We start from the raw sequence: 13861 nt of genomic DNA on the forward strand, positions 1-13861 counted from the left end.
GCGATGACGTTGCCCGAGGGGAACCCGGAGATGAACGCCCGTGAGGTGACCGGGCCCGACGAGGTGGTCTGGAGCCCGGAGGCCGTCGAGGGACCGATCGCGTCCCCCGCGTTCGGCGAGGTGACGCGGCAGCAGGCGAAGGAGATCATCGCCCGCTACCCGCAGTCGCGGTCGGCGCTGCTGCCGATGCTGCACCTGGTGCAGTCGGTGGAGAACCACGTGAGCCAGGCCGGCATCCGGTTCTGCGCGGAGATGCTGGAGATCACGACGGCCGAGGTCTCCGCCGTCGCGACCTTCTACACGATGTACAAGCGCAACCCGTGCGGTGAGCACCTGGTCAGCGTCTGTACCAACACCCTGTGTGCTGCGATGGGTGGCGACGCCATCTACGCCCGGCTGCAGGAGCGCCTGGGCAGCGAGGGCCGCCCGCTGGGCCACGAGGAGACCGCGGGCGAGCCCGGATCGCCCGGCTCGATCACCCTGGAGCACGCGGAGTGCCTGGCGGCGTGCGACCTCGCGCCGGTCATCCAGGTCAACTACGAGTACTTCGACAACCAGTCCGTCGAGTCGGCCGAGGAGCTGGTCGACGCGCTGCGGCGCGGCGAGAAGCCGCACCCGACGCGGGGCGCCCCGCTGACCGACCTGCGCACCGTCGAGCTCGAGCTGGCCGGGTTCCATCCCGACCTGGCCGCGGCCGCTGAGGGCCCGTCGATCGCGTCCGAGACCGTCCGGGGCGCCGTCCTGGCCGCCGAGCGCGGCTGGGCGGCCCCCGCCCGGCCCGCCGAGCACCCCGCGCTGCCGCCGCTTCCGGAGGCGAAGTGATGACCGAGCCCACAGAGCCGCGTACCGACCCGCTGACCCCGGTGCTCACGCGCCGCTGGCAGCTCGACCGGTCGTGGTCGATCGACACCTACGAGCGCACCGACGGCTACACGGCGCTGCGGACCGCACTGGCCGCCCAGCCCGACCAGCTGATCACGCTGGTGAAGGACTCCGGTCTGCGTGGCCGCGGCGGTGCCGGGTTCCCGACGGGCATGAAGTGGTCGTTCATCCCGCAGGGCTCCACCGGCCCCGGTGCCAAGCCGAAGTACCTGGTGATCAACGCCGACGAGGGCGAGCCCGGTACCTGCAAGGACATCCCGACGATGATGGCCGACCCGCACTCGTTGATCGAGGGTTGCATCATCACCAGCTACGCGATCCGCGCGAACTTCTGCGCGATCTACGTGCGCGGTGAGGCGCTGCACTGCATCCGCCGGCTGCGCCAGGCCGTCGCGGAGGCCTACGCCAAGGGCTACCTGGGCACCGACATCCTGGGCAGCGGGTTCGCCCTCGACATCGTCGTCCACGCCGGCGCGGGCGCCTACATCTGCGGCGAGGAGACGGCGCTGCTCGACTCGCTGGAGGGCCGTCGTGGCCAGCCGCGGCTCAAGCCGCCGTTCCCGGCGACGTCGGGGCTTTACGCCTCGCCGACCGTCGTCAACAACGTGGAGACGATCGCGTCGGTCCCCGACATCGTCTCGGGCGGCAGCGGCTGGTTCCGGTCGATGGGCACCGAGCGCAGCCCCGGCCCGAAGATCTACTCGCTGTCCGGGCACGTGGAGCGCCCCGGCCAGTACGAGGCCCCGCTGGGTGTGACGCTGCGGGAGCTGCTGGAGATGGCCGGCGGCATGAAGGACGGCATCCCGCTGAAGTTCTGGACCCCGGGCGGGTCGTCGACGCCGCTGTTCACCGCGGAGCACCTGGACGTGCCCCTGGACTTCGAGGGCGCGGCCGCGGCCGGGTCCATGCTCGGCACCACGGCCGTGCAGATCTTCAACGAGACCGTCTCGGTCCCGTGGGCGGTCATGAAGTGGACCGAGTTCTACAAGCACGAGAGCTGCGGCAAGTGCACGCCGTGCCGGGAAGGGACCTACTGGCTCGTCCAGATCCTCGAACGCATGGTGCACGGCCAGGGCACCGTCGAGGACGTCGAGACGATGCTCGACATCTGCGACAACATCCTCGGCCGCTCCTTCTGCGCACTCGGCGACGGTGCGACCAGCCCGATCACCAGCGCGATCAAGTACTTCCGCCAGGAGTTCCTCGACCTGATCGCCGAACAGCCGGCGGTCGCGCGACCGGATCAGCTGGCCCAGATGACTGGAGCGAGCGCGTGACCCTCTCTCCCGAGAAGGCCCCCGACGGCACGACGAGCAGGCCCGTCCCCGAGGGCCACGTACGGCTGACGATCGACGGTGTCGAGGTCGACGCCCCGCAGGGCGAGCTGCTCATCCGCACGTGCGAGCGGCTCGGCATCATCGTCCCCCGGTTCTGCGACCACCCCCTGCTCGACCCGGCGGGCGCCTGCCGCCAGTGCCTGGTCGAGGTGGAGATGGGCGGCCGGCCGATGCCCAAGCCGCAGGCCAGCTGCACCATGACGGTGGCCGACGGGATGGTCGTCAAGACCCAGCACACGTCGCCGGTGGCCGACAAGGCCCAGCAGGGCGTCATGGAGCTGCTGCTGATCAACCACCCGCTCGACTGCCCGATCTGCGACAAGGGTGGCGAGTGCCCCCTGCAGAACCAGGCGATGACGTCGGGGCGCAGCGACTCCCGGTTCGTCGACGTCAAGCGGACGTTCCCCAAGCCGCTGCCCATCTCGACGCAGGTGCTGCTCGACCGGGAGCGCTGCGTCCTGTGCCAGCGCTGCACCCGCTTCTCCGAGCAGATCGCGGGCGACCCGTTCATCGAGCTCCTCGAGCGCGGCGCGCAGCAGCAGGTCGGTGTCGCGCAGGACAAGCCGTTCCAGTCCTACTTCTCCGGCAACACCATCCAGATCTGCCCGGTCGGCGCGCTCACCAGCGCCGCCTACCGGTTCCGCTCCCGCCCGTTCGACCTGGTGTCGACGCCCGGGGTCACCGAGCACGACTCGTCGGGCGCGGCGATCCGCATCGACGCCCGCCGCGGCACCGTGCTGCGCCGCCTCGCCGGCAACGACCCGGACGTCAACGAGGAGTGGATCGACGACAAGACCCGCTTCGCGTTCCGCTACCTCACCTCGGCCGGGCGCATCACCAGGCCGATGGTCCGGGTCGACGGGGTGCTGACCGAGGCCTCCTGGACCGACGCGCTGCGCGTCGCGGCCGAGGGACTGCTCGCGGCACGGGCGCAGGGCGGCATCGGGGTGCTCCCCGGCGGCAGGCTGACCGTCGAGGACGCCTACGCCTACGCGAAGTTCGCCCGCGTCGCCGCGCACACCAACGACGTCGACTTCCGTGCCCGCCCGCACAGCGCCGAGGAGCTGGAGTTCCTCGCCTCGGGCGTCGTCGGGACCACACCGGACACGGGCGTGACGTTCGGTGCGGTCGAGGCCGCGCCGTCCGTCCTCACGGTCGGGCTGGACCCCGAGGAGGAGGCGGGCATCGTCTTCCTCCGGATGCGCAAGGCCGTCCTCAAGAAGGGTCAGCGCGTCTTCCAGCTCGGTCAGTGGAGCACCCCCGGTGTTCACAAGACCAACGCGACGCTCATCCCGTCGGTTCCCGGCGGGGAGGCCGCGGTCCTCAACGAGCTCGCGACCGCAGGTGGCGAGCTCGTCGACGCCCTGAGCGCCCCGGGCGCGGTGATCCTGGTCGGCGACCGGGCCGCGGAGGTCTCCGGCCTCTACTCGGCCGTCGCGGCGCTGGCCACCCGCACCGGCGCGAAGATCGGCTGGGTCCCGCGCCGTGCGGGCGACCGCGGTGCGCTGGATGCCGGCGCGGTCCCGTCGCTGCTGCCCGGTGGCCGCCGCGTCGCCGACGCCGCCGCGCGCGCCGAGGTCGAGCAGGCCTGGGGCCTGGCCGCGGGTGCGCTGCCGGACACCCCGGGCCGCGACGCCGACGAGATCCTCGCCGCGGCCGCCGACGGCGTGCTGTCGGCCCTGGTCGTCGGCGGTGTCGATCCGCACGACATGTCCGACCCCGCCGGGGCCCTCGAGGCGCTGTCGAAAGTCGGGTTCGTGGTCAGCCTGGAGATGCACGCCTCGGCGGTCACCGAGCGGGCCGACGTCGTGCTCCCGGTGGCCCCCGACGCGCAGCGCTCCGGCTCCTACGTCAACTGGGAGGGCCGCCGCCGCGAGTTCGGCGTCGTCCTGGACGCGTCCGGGGTCCTGCCCGACTGCCGCGTGCTCGACACGCTGGCGGTCGAGATGGACGTCGACCTGTTCACCCAGACCCCGGCCGCCTCGGCGGGCGACCTGGCCCGGCTCGGGTCGGTCGCGGTGTCGGGCACGGCGCCCACGATCGGCGCGGCCGACGCGGTGGCGCCCGGTTACGGGCAGGCGGTGCTCGCGACGTGGCGGCAGCTGGTCGGCAGCGGCTCGCTGTCGGTCGACGAGCCGCACCTGGTGGGCACGGCCCGCACCGCGGTGCTGCGGGTCAACGCGGCGACGGCGGAGCGGCTCGGCCTGACCGAGGGGGTGGACGCGACGGTGCGCACGGCACGCGGCGCGGTGACGGCCCCGGTGGCGCTCGCCGACCTGCCCGACGGCGTGGTGTGGCTGCCGGCCAACCCGGTGGGCGCCGACGGTGTCCGCACGGCGCTGGGTGCGGGCCACGGCGACCTGGTCGGCGTCACCGGCGCCGGCAACCTTGACGGAGGTGCGGCGTGAACCAGACCCAGCAGCTGCTGGCCGACGACCCGATCTGGATCATCCTCATCAAGGTCGTCGGGCTCTTCGCGCTCGGTGTCGTCCTGACGCTCCTCATGATCAACGCCGAGCGCAAGGTCGTCGGCCGGATGCAGCAGCGTCCCGGCCCGAACCGGGTGGGTCCCGGAGGCTGGCTGCAGTCCCTCGCGGACGGGCTGAAGCTGGCCTTCAAGGAAGACATCATGCCGACGCTCGCCGACAAGCGGGTGTACTTCATCGCGCCGGTGATCTCCTGCATCCCGGCCTTCGTCGCCTTCTCGGTCATCCCGTTCGGCGGCGAGGTGTCGATGTTCGGCGAGCGCACCGTGCTGCAGCTGGTCGACCTCCCGGTCGGCGTCCTGCTGGTGCTGGCCTGCTCGTCGATCGGCGTCTACGGCATCGTGCTCGGCGGCTGGGCCTCCGGCTCGCCGTACTCGCTGCTCGGCGCGCTGCGCTCGGCCGCGCAGGTCATCTCGTACGAGATCGCGCTCGGCCTGTCGATCGTCGCCGTCATCCTCTACACCGGCTCGATGTCCACCGCCGACGTCGTCGCCTCGCAGGGCACCGGCTGGTACGTGTGGCTGCTGCTGCCGAGCTTCGTGGTGTTCGTCATCGCGATGGTCGGCGAGACCAACCGCGCACCGTTCGACCTCCCCGAGGCCGAGTCGGAGCTGGTCGGTGGCTTCCACACCGAGTACACGTCGCTGAAGTTCGCGCTGTTCTTCCTCGCCGAGTACGTGAACATGGTGACCGTCTCGGCGATGGCCACGGCCCTGTTCCTGGGCGGGGGCCAGATCCCGTGGCTGGGCCACCTGTGGTCCGGCTTCGACAACGGCTGGTTCCAGTTCCTCGCCTTCATCCTGAAGACGATGATCTTCCTGTTCCTCTTCATCTGGCTGCGCGGGACGCTTCCCCGCTTCCGCTACGACCAGTTCATGCGGCTGGGCTGGAAGGTCCTCGTCCCGATCAGCATGCTCTGGATCCTGCTGATCTTCGCGGTTCGCGCCTGGCGCAACAGCGAGTCCGGTGACATCACGACGCTGCTGGTGGCCGGCGGCATCGTGCTCGCCGTCATCCTCATCGTCGCGTTCCTGGTCCCCGACCGGCGACGCACCGAGCCCCTGCCGATCGAGCTGGGCTCCGACTACCCAGTCCCGCCGCTCGACCTCACGGTGCCGACGCCACCACGCGCCCGCACCCGCAGGGTCGCCGGCTCGTCCGGCAAGGAGCCGGCCGCGGTCGGCTCCGGCGACTCCGGGAAGGAGAGCGAGTAGATGTCCGAGTTCGTCAACTTCTTCAAGGGCTTCGGCGTCACCTTCTCGACGATGTTCAAGAAGGTCGTCACCGAGGAGTACCCGGAGGACTTCCCGCCGGCCGCGCCGCGCTACCACGGCCGCCACCAGCTCAACCGGCACCCGGACGGGCTGGAGAAGTGCGTCGGCTGCGAGCTGTGCGCGTGGGCCTGTCCCGCCGACGCGATCTTCGTCGAGGGCGGTGACAACACCGAGGAGGCGCGGTACTCCCCGGGTGAGCGCTACGGCCACGACTACCAGATCAACTACCTGCGCTGCATCGGCTGCGGGTTGTGCATCGAGGCGTGCCCCACCCGGTCGCTCACGATGACCAACTTCTACGAGATGGCCGACGACAACCGGCAGGACCTGATCTACACCAAGGAGCAGCTGCTCGCGCCGCTGCTGCCGGGTATGGAGCAGCCGCCGCACCCCATGCGCCTGGGTGAGAACGAGCAGGACTACTACGTCCAGGGCCCGACCCTCGCCCGCGCTTCCGCCGCCGGCGAGCAGGGCACCGGCGACGCCGTCGGGGAGCAGGTCCGATGATCACGACCCTCGCGCAGGCCGCGGCCGACACCGGCGGGCCGATGACGCTCGGCGAGTCGATCGCCTTCTGGATCCTGGGTCCCATCGCCCTCGGCGGGGCGCTCGGCATGGTCCTGGCCCGCAACGCCGTGCACTCGGCGCTGTTCCTGGTCATGACGATGCTCAACCTGGGCATCCTCTACATGGTCCAGCAGGCGCCGTTCCTCGGCCTCGTGCAGATCATCGTCTACACCGGCGCCGTGATGATGCTGTTCCTGTTCGTGCTGATGCTCGTCGGCAGGGACAGCTCCGACTCGGTGGTCGAGGTCCTGCGCGGACAACGGCTCGCGGCCCTCGTACTGGGCCTGGGCCTCGCGGTGCTGCTCGTCGCGGCCATCTCCCGCTCCCTGGTCGAGGTCACCCCGGTGGGCCTCGGCGCGGGCGGCGCCGGTTCCACGCAGAACCTCCACGGAATCGGCCGGCTGATCTTCACCGACTACCTGCTGGCGTTCGAGCTCACCTCGGCGCTGCTGATCACGGCGGCCCTGGGCGCGATGGTCCTGGCGCACGCGCAGTCGAAGTCGCACGACAAGCCCGGCCAGCGCGTCACCGTGCTGGCCCGCCTCACCGGGCGCCACGCCCGCATCTCCCCGCTGCCCGGCCCGGGCGTGTTCGCGACGGCCAACTCCGTCGCGGTGCCCGCCCTGCTCCCCGACGGCTCGATCGCGCCGGAGTCGCTCTCGGACATCATCGAGTCGACCCCGGTCACGGAGATCGAGCAGCCGCCGGCCGACCCGCGTTCCCTCACCGGCGGGTCCTCCCAGGACGGTGACCGATGACCCCGACGTACTACCTGCTGCTCTCGGCGCTGCTGTTCGCCATCGGCGCCGTCGGCGTCCTGGTGCGCCGCAACGCGATCGTCGTGTTCATGTGCATCGAGCTGATGCTCAACTCGGTGAACCTGACGCTGGTGACGTTCTCGCGCATCAACGGTGCCCTCAACGGCCAGATCATGGCGTTCTTCGTCATGGTCGTCGCCGCGGCGGAGGTCGTCGTCGGGCTCGCCATCATCATGTCGATCTTCCGCACGCGCCGGTCCGCCTCGGTGGACGACGCCAACCTGCTCAAGTACTAGGAGCTCCCCGTGCCTACCCAGCTCCCCGAAGCGGGGCAAGTGGCGGCTGCGAGCGGTGTCGCATCGCTCGCGTGGCTGCTCGTGGTACTGCCGGCCCTCGGCGCGCTGTTCCTGTTCGTCTCCGGACGGCGCAGCGACCGCTGGGGCCACTGGCTGGGCGTCGCGACGGTCGTCGCCTCGTTCGTCATCGGCCTGCTGATCTTCCTCGACACGATCGGGCTCGACCCGGCGCAGCGCACGCGCGAGGTGTCGGTCTACGACTGGATCTCCGTCGGTGGGCTGCACATCGACTTCGGTCTGCGGCTCGACCCGCTGTCGCTGACGTTCGTGCTGCTGATCACCGGCGTCGGCTCGCTGATCCACATCTACTCGACCGGCTACATGAGCCACGACCCCGGGCGGCGGCGCTTCTTCGCGCAGCTCAACCTGTTCGTCGCGGCCATGCTGGTGCTGGTCCTGGGCAACAACTTCGTGATGCTCTACCTCGGCTGGGAGGGCGTCGGGCTGGCGTCGTACCTGCTGATCGGCTTCTACCAGGACCGACCGTCCGCGGCGACCGCCGCGAAGAAGGCGTTCCTGATGAACCGCGTCGGCGACGTCGGGCTCGCCCTGGCGATCTTCCTGCTGTGGCTCGAGCTGGGCACGACGCAGTACACCGAGGTGTTCGCCCGCATCGGCGAGGTGCCGCCGGGCACGACGCTCGCGATCACGATCCTGCTGTTGCTGGGCGCCTGCGGCAAGTCCGGCCAGTTCCCGCTGCAGGCCTGGCTCCCGGACGCGATGGAGGGCCCGACACCGGTCTCGGCCCTCATCCACGCGGCGACGATGGTCACCGCGGGCGTGTACCTCATCGCCCGCGCCAACCCCATCTACAACCTCTCGGCCGACGGCAGGCTCGTGGTCGCCCTCATCGGCACGATCACACTGCTGATCGGTGCGATCATCGGCTGCGCGTACGACGACATCAAGAAGGTGCTCGCGTACTCCACGGTCAGCCAGATCGGCTACATGATCCTGGCCGTCGGGCTGGGGCCCGTCGGCTACGCGCTGGGCATCGCGCACCTGCTGGCGCACGGCTTCTTCAAGGCCGGGCTGTTCCTCGGCGCCGGTTCGGTCATGCACGCCATGAACGACGACGTCGACATGCGCCACTACGGCGGGCTCGCCCGGCACATGCCGATCACGTTCGTGACGTTCGGCCTGGGCTACCTGGCCCTGATCGGCTTCCCGTTCCTGTCCGGGTACTTCACCAAGGACGCGATCATCGAGGCGGCCTTCGCCCAGCCGGGCTGGCAGGGCTGGGTGTTCGGGCTCGTCGCCGCGATCGCCGCCGGTCTCACCGCGTTCTACATGACGCGGCTGATGATCATGACGTTCTTCGGCGAGAAGCGCTGGAAGACCATCAAGGCCCCCGACGGCCACGACTACCACCCGCACGAGTCCGGCGTGGCCATGACGGCCCCGATGATCGTGCTGGCCTTCGGTTCGGTCTTCGCCGGCTTCCTGCTCACGCAGGGCCACCGGCTCGCCGAGTGGCTCTCGCCGACGCTCGGTGAGCTGGAGGAGCTCGAGGGCGGGGCGCTGCCGCACTCCGTCGTCCCGTGGCTCGTCCTGGGCCTCTCGGCCCTCGGCGTCGTGCTGGCGTACCTGTTCGTCGGTCGCCGGCCCACCCCGGTCGAGCGTCCCGAGCCGGTGTCGATCCCCGTCCGGGCGGCCCGCAAGGACCTCTACGCCAACGCCATCAACGAGGCGCTCATCGCGCGCCCCGGCGTCTGGCTCACGAGGGCGCTCGTCTTCATCGACAACAAGGGCGTCGACGGGCTGGTCAACGGCACGGCCGCAACGCTCGGCGGCTCGTCCGGCCGGCTGCGCAGGCTGCAGACCGGGTTCGTCAGGTCCTACGCGCTGAGCATGCTCGGCGGGTCGGTCCTCGTCATCGCCGCGCTGCTGGCGGTGAGGTTCGTATGACCGGAGGAACGTCCGTGCTTCTGCTGGTCCTGCTGCTCGTCCCGCTGGTCGGCGCGGCGCTGGTCGCCCCGATCAAGGAGCAGACCACCGCCAAGTGGGTGGCCGTCGCGGTGTCGGTCGTCGAGCTCGCGCTCGTCGTCATCACCTGGCTCGCCTACTCGGTCCCGGCCGCCCAGAACGGCGCCCGGTTCCAGCTCGAGTTCGCCGTCGACTGGATCCCGGCCTTCGGCACCCGCTTCGCGCTGGGCATCGACGGGTTCGCGCTGGTCATGCTCGCCATCACCGCGGTCCTCGTGCCGATCGTCATGGCGTTCTCGTGGGCGGAGAAGCTGCCCGAGGGACGCACCCAGTCCGGGTTCTACGCGCTGATCCTCGCCACCGAGGGCCTGCTCGTCGGTGTCTTCGCCGCCACCGACGTCTTCCTGTTCTACGTCTTCTTCGAGGCGATGCTCATCCCGATGTACTTCCTGATCGGGCGCTTCGGCGGCCCGCGCAGGCAGTACGCCGCGGTGAAGTTCTTCCTGTACTCGCTGCTCGGCGGCCTGATCATGCTCGCCTCGGTGATCGGCCTGTTCGTGGTCAGCGGCCGCGAGCTGGGCCAGGGCACGTTCACCTGGGTCGAGCTGCAGAAGATGGCGGCGTCGCTGCCCGAGAGCACCCAGATCTGGTTGTTCCTCGGCTTCTTCGTCGCGTTCGCGATCAAGGCGCCGCTGGTGCCGTTCCACACCTGGCTGCCCGACGCCGGTGCCGAGGCCCCCGTCGGGGCCGGTGTGCTGCTCGTCGGCATCCTCGACAAGGTCGGCACCTTCGGCTTCCTGCGCTACTGCCTGCCGCTGTTCCCGCTGGCCTCGCAGAAGCTCGCGCCGCTCGTGCTCACCCTCGCGATCATCGGCATCCTCTACGGCGGCCTGCTGGCCGTCGGGCAGACCGACATGAAGCGCTTCGTGGCCTACACCTCGATCGCGCACTTCGGTTTCATCGCGCTGGGCATCTTCGCCTTCTCCACGCAGGCGTTCAGCGGCTCGGTGCTCTACATGGTCAACCACGGCGTCTCGACGGGCATGCTGTTCCTCGTCGTCGGGCTCGTCATCGCCCGCGGCGGGTCGCGGCTCGTCGGCGACTACGGCGGCGTCCACAAGGTGGCCCCGCTGCTGGCGGGAGCGTTCCTCGTCGCCGGCCTGTCGTCGCTGGCGCTGCCGGGTACCAACTCGTTCGTCAGCGAGTTCCTCGTGCTGCTGGGCTCGTTCCCGCGCCAGCCGGTGTTCTCGATCCTGGCGACCGTTGGCATCATCCTCGCCGCGCTCTACGTACTCTGGATGTACCAGCGCACCATGCAGGGCCCGCTGCGCGGTTCGGCCGTGCTCGCCGCCCTCGGCGGCGGGCGTGGCGACGGACCGGGCACCATGATCGACCCGGCCGTGGCCGCCGAGCGCGGCGCGACCGGATTCCCCGACCTGTCCAAGCGGGAGATCGGCGTCCTGACGCCGCTGATCGTGCTGATCCTGGTGCTCGGGTTCTTCCCCGGCCCGGTGCTCGACGTGATCAACCCGACGGCAGCCGCCACGATGACCGAGGTCGGACTCACCGACCCGGTGGGAGGGGTGTCCCGGTGACCCCGGTTCTTCTCGCGCAGGCGCCCGCCGACGCGATCACCGCGCCGCAGATCGCCTACGGCGCCATCGCGCCCGTGCTGATCGTGCTGGGCGGCGCATGCATCGCGGTGCTCGTGGAGGCGTTCCTCCCGCGGCACCAGCGCTGGCCCGTCCAGGTCGCGCTCAGCCTCGTCGTGCTCGCGGCCGCCGGCGTCACCCTCGGCGTCTACGCCGGCGGCAGCCCCGCCGGCGTCACGACCCTGGGCGACGCGCTGTCCGTAGACAACCCGACGCTGTTCCTGTGGGGCACGCTGCTGCTCCTGGGCCTGGGCAGCATCCTGCTGATCGCCGACCGCTCCGTCGAGCCGGGCGGGGCGTTCATCCCGTCGTCGGCCTCGCGTGCGGCCGCGGCCGGGGGTGGCGGCAGCACCGGCACCGGTTCCGGTGACGGCGCAGACGTCGACCGCGACTACGGCGAGCCCGGCTCCGCGCCGACGATGCAGACCGAGGTCTTCCCGTTCGCACTGTTCGCGCTCGGCGGCATGATGGTCTTCGTCTCGGCGAACGACCTGCTGACGATGTTCATCGCCCTCGAGGTGCTGTCCCTGCCCCTGTACCTGATGTGCGGGCTCGCCCGCAGGCGCCGCCTCCTCTCGCAGGAGGCGGCCGTCAAGTACTTCCTGCTCGGCGCGTTCGCCTCGGCGTTCTTCCTCTACGGTCTCGCGCTGCTCTACGGCTACGCGGGCTCGGTGAAGCTGTCGGCCATCGCCGACGCCGCGGCCGGCTCGGACCGCTCCGACGCGCTGCTGTTCGGCGGGCTCGCGCTGCTGGTCGTGGGGCTGCTGTTCAAGGGCTCCGTGGGCCCGTTCCACACGTGGACGCCCGACGTCTACCAGGGTGCGCCCACACCGGTCACGGCGTTCATGGCGGCCTGCACCAAGGTCGCCGCGTTCGGGGCCATCTCGCGGGTGCTCTTCGTGGCGTTCGACACCACCCGCTGGGAGTGGCGCGGTGTGCTGTGGGCCGTCGCGATCGTCTCGATGGTCATCGGCGCCGTGCTCGGTCTGACCCAGACCGACATCAAGCGCATGATCGCCTACTCGTCGATCGCGCACGCCGGGTTCCTGCTCCTGGGCTCGATGTCGATCACCGAGCAGGGCGTGTCCGGCACGCTCTTCTACCTGCTGGCCTACGGCTTCACCACGCTCGCGGTGTTCGGCGTCATCTCCCTGGTCCGCGACTCCGACGGGGAGGCCTCGCACCTGTCCCAATGGGCGGGTCTCGCAAAGAGATCCCCGCTGCTCGCGGGGGTCATGACGTTCCTGCTCCTGGCGTTGGCGGGCATCCCGCTCACGAGCGGGTTCACGGCCAAGTTCGCCGTCTTCGCGGCGGCGCTGGACGACGGCATGGCCCCGCTGGTGATCATCGCCCTCGTGGCCAGCGCGGTGGCGGCGTTCTTCTACCTGCGGGTGATCGTGCTCATGTATTTCAACGAGCCGGCACCCGACGGACCCACCGTCACCGTCCCCGGCGCCTTCACCACAGCCGCCATCACCCTGGGTGTCCTGGTCACGCTCCTGCTCGGCATCGTGCCGTCGCTGGCGCTGGGTATGGCCTCCGGCGGCCCCTTCTCCGGGTGAGTTCGTAGGCTGGAGGGGTGGAGACGCACATCGTCGCGGGAGTCGAGGTCGGCGACCCGGTACTGGCCGCCGTCACGACCGACGGCCTCAAGCGGGTCGAGGACCTTCTGCACCGCGAGGTGCAGGCCGAGTACCACTTCGTCGCGGAGACGTCGCTGCACCTGATCGACGCAGGTGGCAAGCGGTTCCGACCGCTGTTCACGCTGCTCTCGGCGCAGGTGGGGCCACGCTCCGACAGCGACGAGGTGGTCACGGCCGCGGCCGTCGTCGAGCTCGTGCACCTGGCGACGCTCTACCACGACGACGTCATGGACTCCGCGACGATGCGTCGCGGGGCCGAGAGCGCCAACTCGCGGTGGGACAACACCGTGGCCATCCTCACCGGCGACTTCCTGTTCGCGCACGCGTCGCGGCTCGTGGCCGACCTCGGGCCCGACGCGGTGCGCATCATCGCGGAGACGTTCGCCGAGCTGGTCACGGGTCAGATGCGGGAGACCCGCGGTCCCGGCCCCGGGGACGACCCGGTGGAGCACTACCTGCGGGTGGTGGCGGAGAAGACGGGCTCGCTCATCGCGACCTCCGGCCGCTACGGCGGCATGTTCTCGGGCTGCACGCCCGAGCAGACGGAGTCGCTGCGCCGCTTCGGCGCCACCATCGGCACCGCGTTCCAGATCTCCGACGACGTCATCGACATCGCGTCGCCGTCGGACGACTCGGGCAAGACCCCGGGCACCGACCTGCGCGAGGGCGTCCAGACCCTGCCGATGCTCTACGCGCTGCAGGAGCCGGGGGCCGACCGGCTCCGGGACCTGCTGTCGCGTCCGATCAGCGACGACGCCGAGGTGGAGGAGGCGCTCGACCTCCTGCGCACCGGCCCCGGCCTCGACCGCTCCCGGGCGACGCTGGCCCACTACGCCGAGGAGTCCCGCGCGCAGCTGGCGATCCTGCCCGACTGCGCCGCCACCCAGGCCCTGTCGACGCTCACCGCGTACGTCGTCGAGCGCACCGGCTGAGCGGCTCGCCGCGACCGTGTCGCGCGAGCGCGGCCGGCACGCCGGCGA

The 13861-nt window shown here is 70.7% G+C and carries 11 protein-coding genes; all 11 read left to right on the plus strand.

Annotation, left to right across the window (positions count from 1 at the left end):
* Positions 1–3: 3 nt before the first annotated feature.
* The 11 genes from nuoE (at position 4) to AB7F12_RS05640 (ending at position 13813) form a co-directional block, all read left to right on the plus strand.
* The gene (nuoE, locus tag AB7F12_RS05590) at positions 4–822 is read left to right on the plus strand and encodes an NADH-quinone oxidoreductase subunit NuoE (protein WP_428497763.1); all 819 of its coding nucleotides are present in this window, start codon (positions 4–6) and stop codon (positions 820–822) included.
* Positions 822–2159: an NADH-quinone oxidoreductase subunit NuoF gene (gene nuoF / locus AB7F12_RS05595; RefSeq protein WP_428497762.1), complete on the plus strand. Its 1338-nt coding sequence runs from the start codon at positions 822–824 to the stop codon at positions 2157–2159. Before nuoE ends, nuoF begins: the two co-directional genes overlap by 1 nt.
* Complete coding sequence (locus tag AB7F12_RS05600; RefSeq protein WP_428497761.1) at positions 2156–4627, plus strand: NADH-quinone oxidoreductase subunit G; 2472 nt, start codon at positions 2156–2158, stop codon at positions 4625–4627. The genes nuoF and AB7F12_RS05600 overlap by 4 nt, the downstream gene beginning before the upstream one ends.
* Positions 4624–5919 carry an NADH-quinone oxidoreductase subunit NuoH gene (gene nuoH, locus AB7F12_RS05605; protein ID WP_428497760.1) on the plus strand — a complete coding sequence of 432 codons (1296 nt, stop codon included), beginning with the start codon at positions 4624–4626 and terminating at the stop codon, positions 5917–5919. The genes AB7F12_RS05600 and nuoH overlap by 4 nt, the downstream gene beginning before the upstream one ends.
* Positions 5920–6486 (plus strand): NADH-quinone oxidoreductase subunit NuoI, encoded by a 567-nt coding sequence (nuoI, locus tag AB7F12_RS05610; protein WP_428497759.1) that lies wholly within the window; start codon positions 5920–5922, stop codon positions 6484–6486.
* Positions 6483–7304 carry an NADH-quinone oxidoreductase subunit J gene (locus AB7F12_RS05615; RefSeq protein ID WP_428497758.1) on the plus strand — a complete coding sequence of 274 codons (822 nt, stop codon included), beginning with the start codon at positions 6483–6485 and terminating at the stop codon, positions 7302–7304. Before nuoI ends, AB7F12_RS05615 begins: the two co-directional genes overlap by 4 nt.
* On the plus strand, positions 7301–7600 hold the full coding sequence (gene nuoK, locus AB7F12_RS05620; protein ID WP_098958668.1) for an NADH-quinone oxidoreductase subunit NuoK: 300 nt from the start codon (positions 7301–7303) through the stop codon (positions 7598–7600). The genes AB7F12_RS05615 and nuoK overlap by 4 nt, the downstream gene beginning before the upstream one ends.
* 9 nt (positions 7601–7609) lie before the next feature.
* Positions 7610–9568, plus strand: coding sequence for an NADH-quinone oxidoreductase subunit L (gene nuoL / locus AB7F12_RS05625; RefSeq protein WP_428497757.1), 1959 nt, complete (start codon positions 7610–7612; stop codon positions 9566–9568).
* Entirely contained in the window at positions 9565–11181 is a 1617-nt protein-coding gene (locus tag AB7F12_RS05630; protein ID WP_428497756.1) for an NADH-quinone oxidoreductase subunit M, read from the plus strand. Before nuoL ends, AB7F12_RS05630 begins: the two co-directional genes overlap by 4 nt.
* A 74-nt stretch (positions 11182–11255) precedes the next feature.
* Entirely contained in the window at positions 11256–12800 is a 1545-nt protein-coding gene (gene nuoN, locus AB7F12_RS05635) for an NADH-quinone oxidoreductase subunit NuoN (RefSeq protein WP_428516372.1), read from the plus strand.
* A gap of 17 nt (positions 12801–12817) precedes the next feature.
* On the plus strand, positions 12818–13813 hold the full coding sequence (locus tag AB7F12_RS05640; RefSeq protein WP_428497754.1) for a polyprenyl synthetase family protein: 996 nt from the start codon (positions 12818–12820) through the stop codon (positions 13811–13813).
* Positions 13814–13861: the final 48 nt, after the last annotated feature.

It is taken from the genome of Pseudonocardia sp., assembly GCF_050250275.1.
Taxonomy (GTDB): domain Bacteria; phylum Actinomycetota; class Actinomycetes; order Mycobacteriales; family Pseudonocardiaceae; genus Pseudonocardia.

What these genes read in the sequence shown, in the direction of transcription:
- nuoK (WP_098958668.1), top strand. Translation starts at nt 7,301, where the DNA reads ATGACCCCGACGTACTACCTGCTGCTCTCGGCGCTGCTGTTCGCCATC.
- nuoE (WP_428497763.1), top strand. Translation starts at nt 4, where the DNA reads ATGACGTTGCCCGAGGGGAACCCGGAGATGAACGCCCGTGAGGTGACC.
- nuoI (WP_428497759.1), top strand. Translation starts at nt 5,920, where the DNA reads ATGTCCGAGTTCGTCAACTTCTTCAAGGGCTTCGGCGTCACCTTCTCG.
- AB7F12_RS05630 (WP_428497756.1), top strand. Translation starts at nt 9,565, where the DNA reads ATGACCGGAGGAACGTCCGTGCTTCTGCTGGTCCTGCTGCTCGTCCCG.
- AB7F12_RS05615 (WP_428497758.1), top strand. Translation starts at nt 6,483, where the DNA reads ATGATCACGACCCTCGCGCAGGCCGCGGCCGACACCGGCGGGCCGATG.
- nuoF (WP_428497762.1), top strand. Translation starts at nt 822, where the DNA reads ATGACCGAGCCCACAGAGCCGCGTACCGACCCGCTGACCCCGGTGCTC.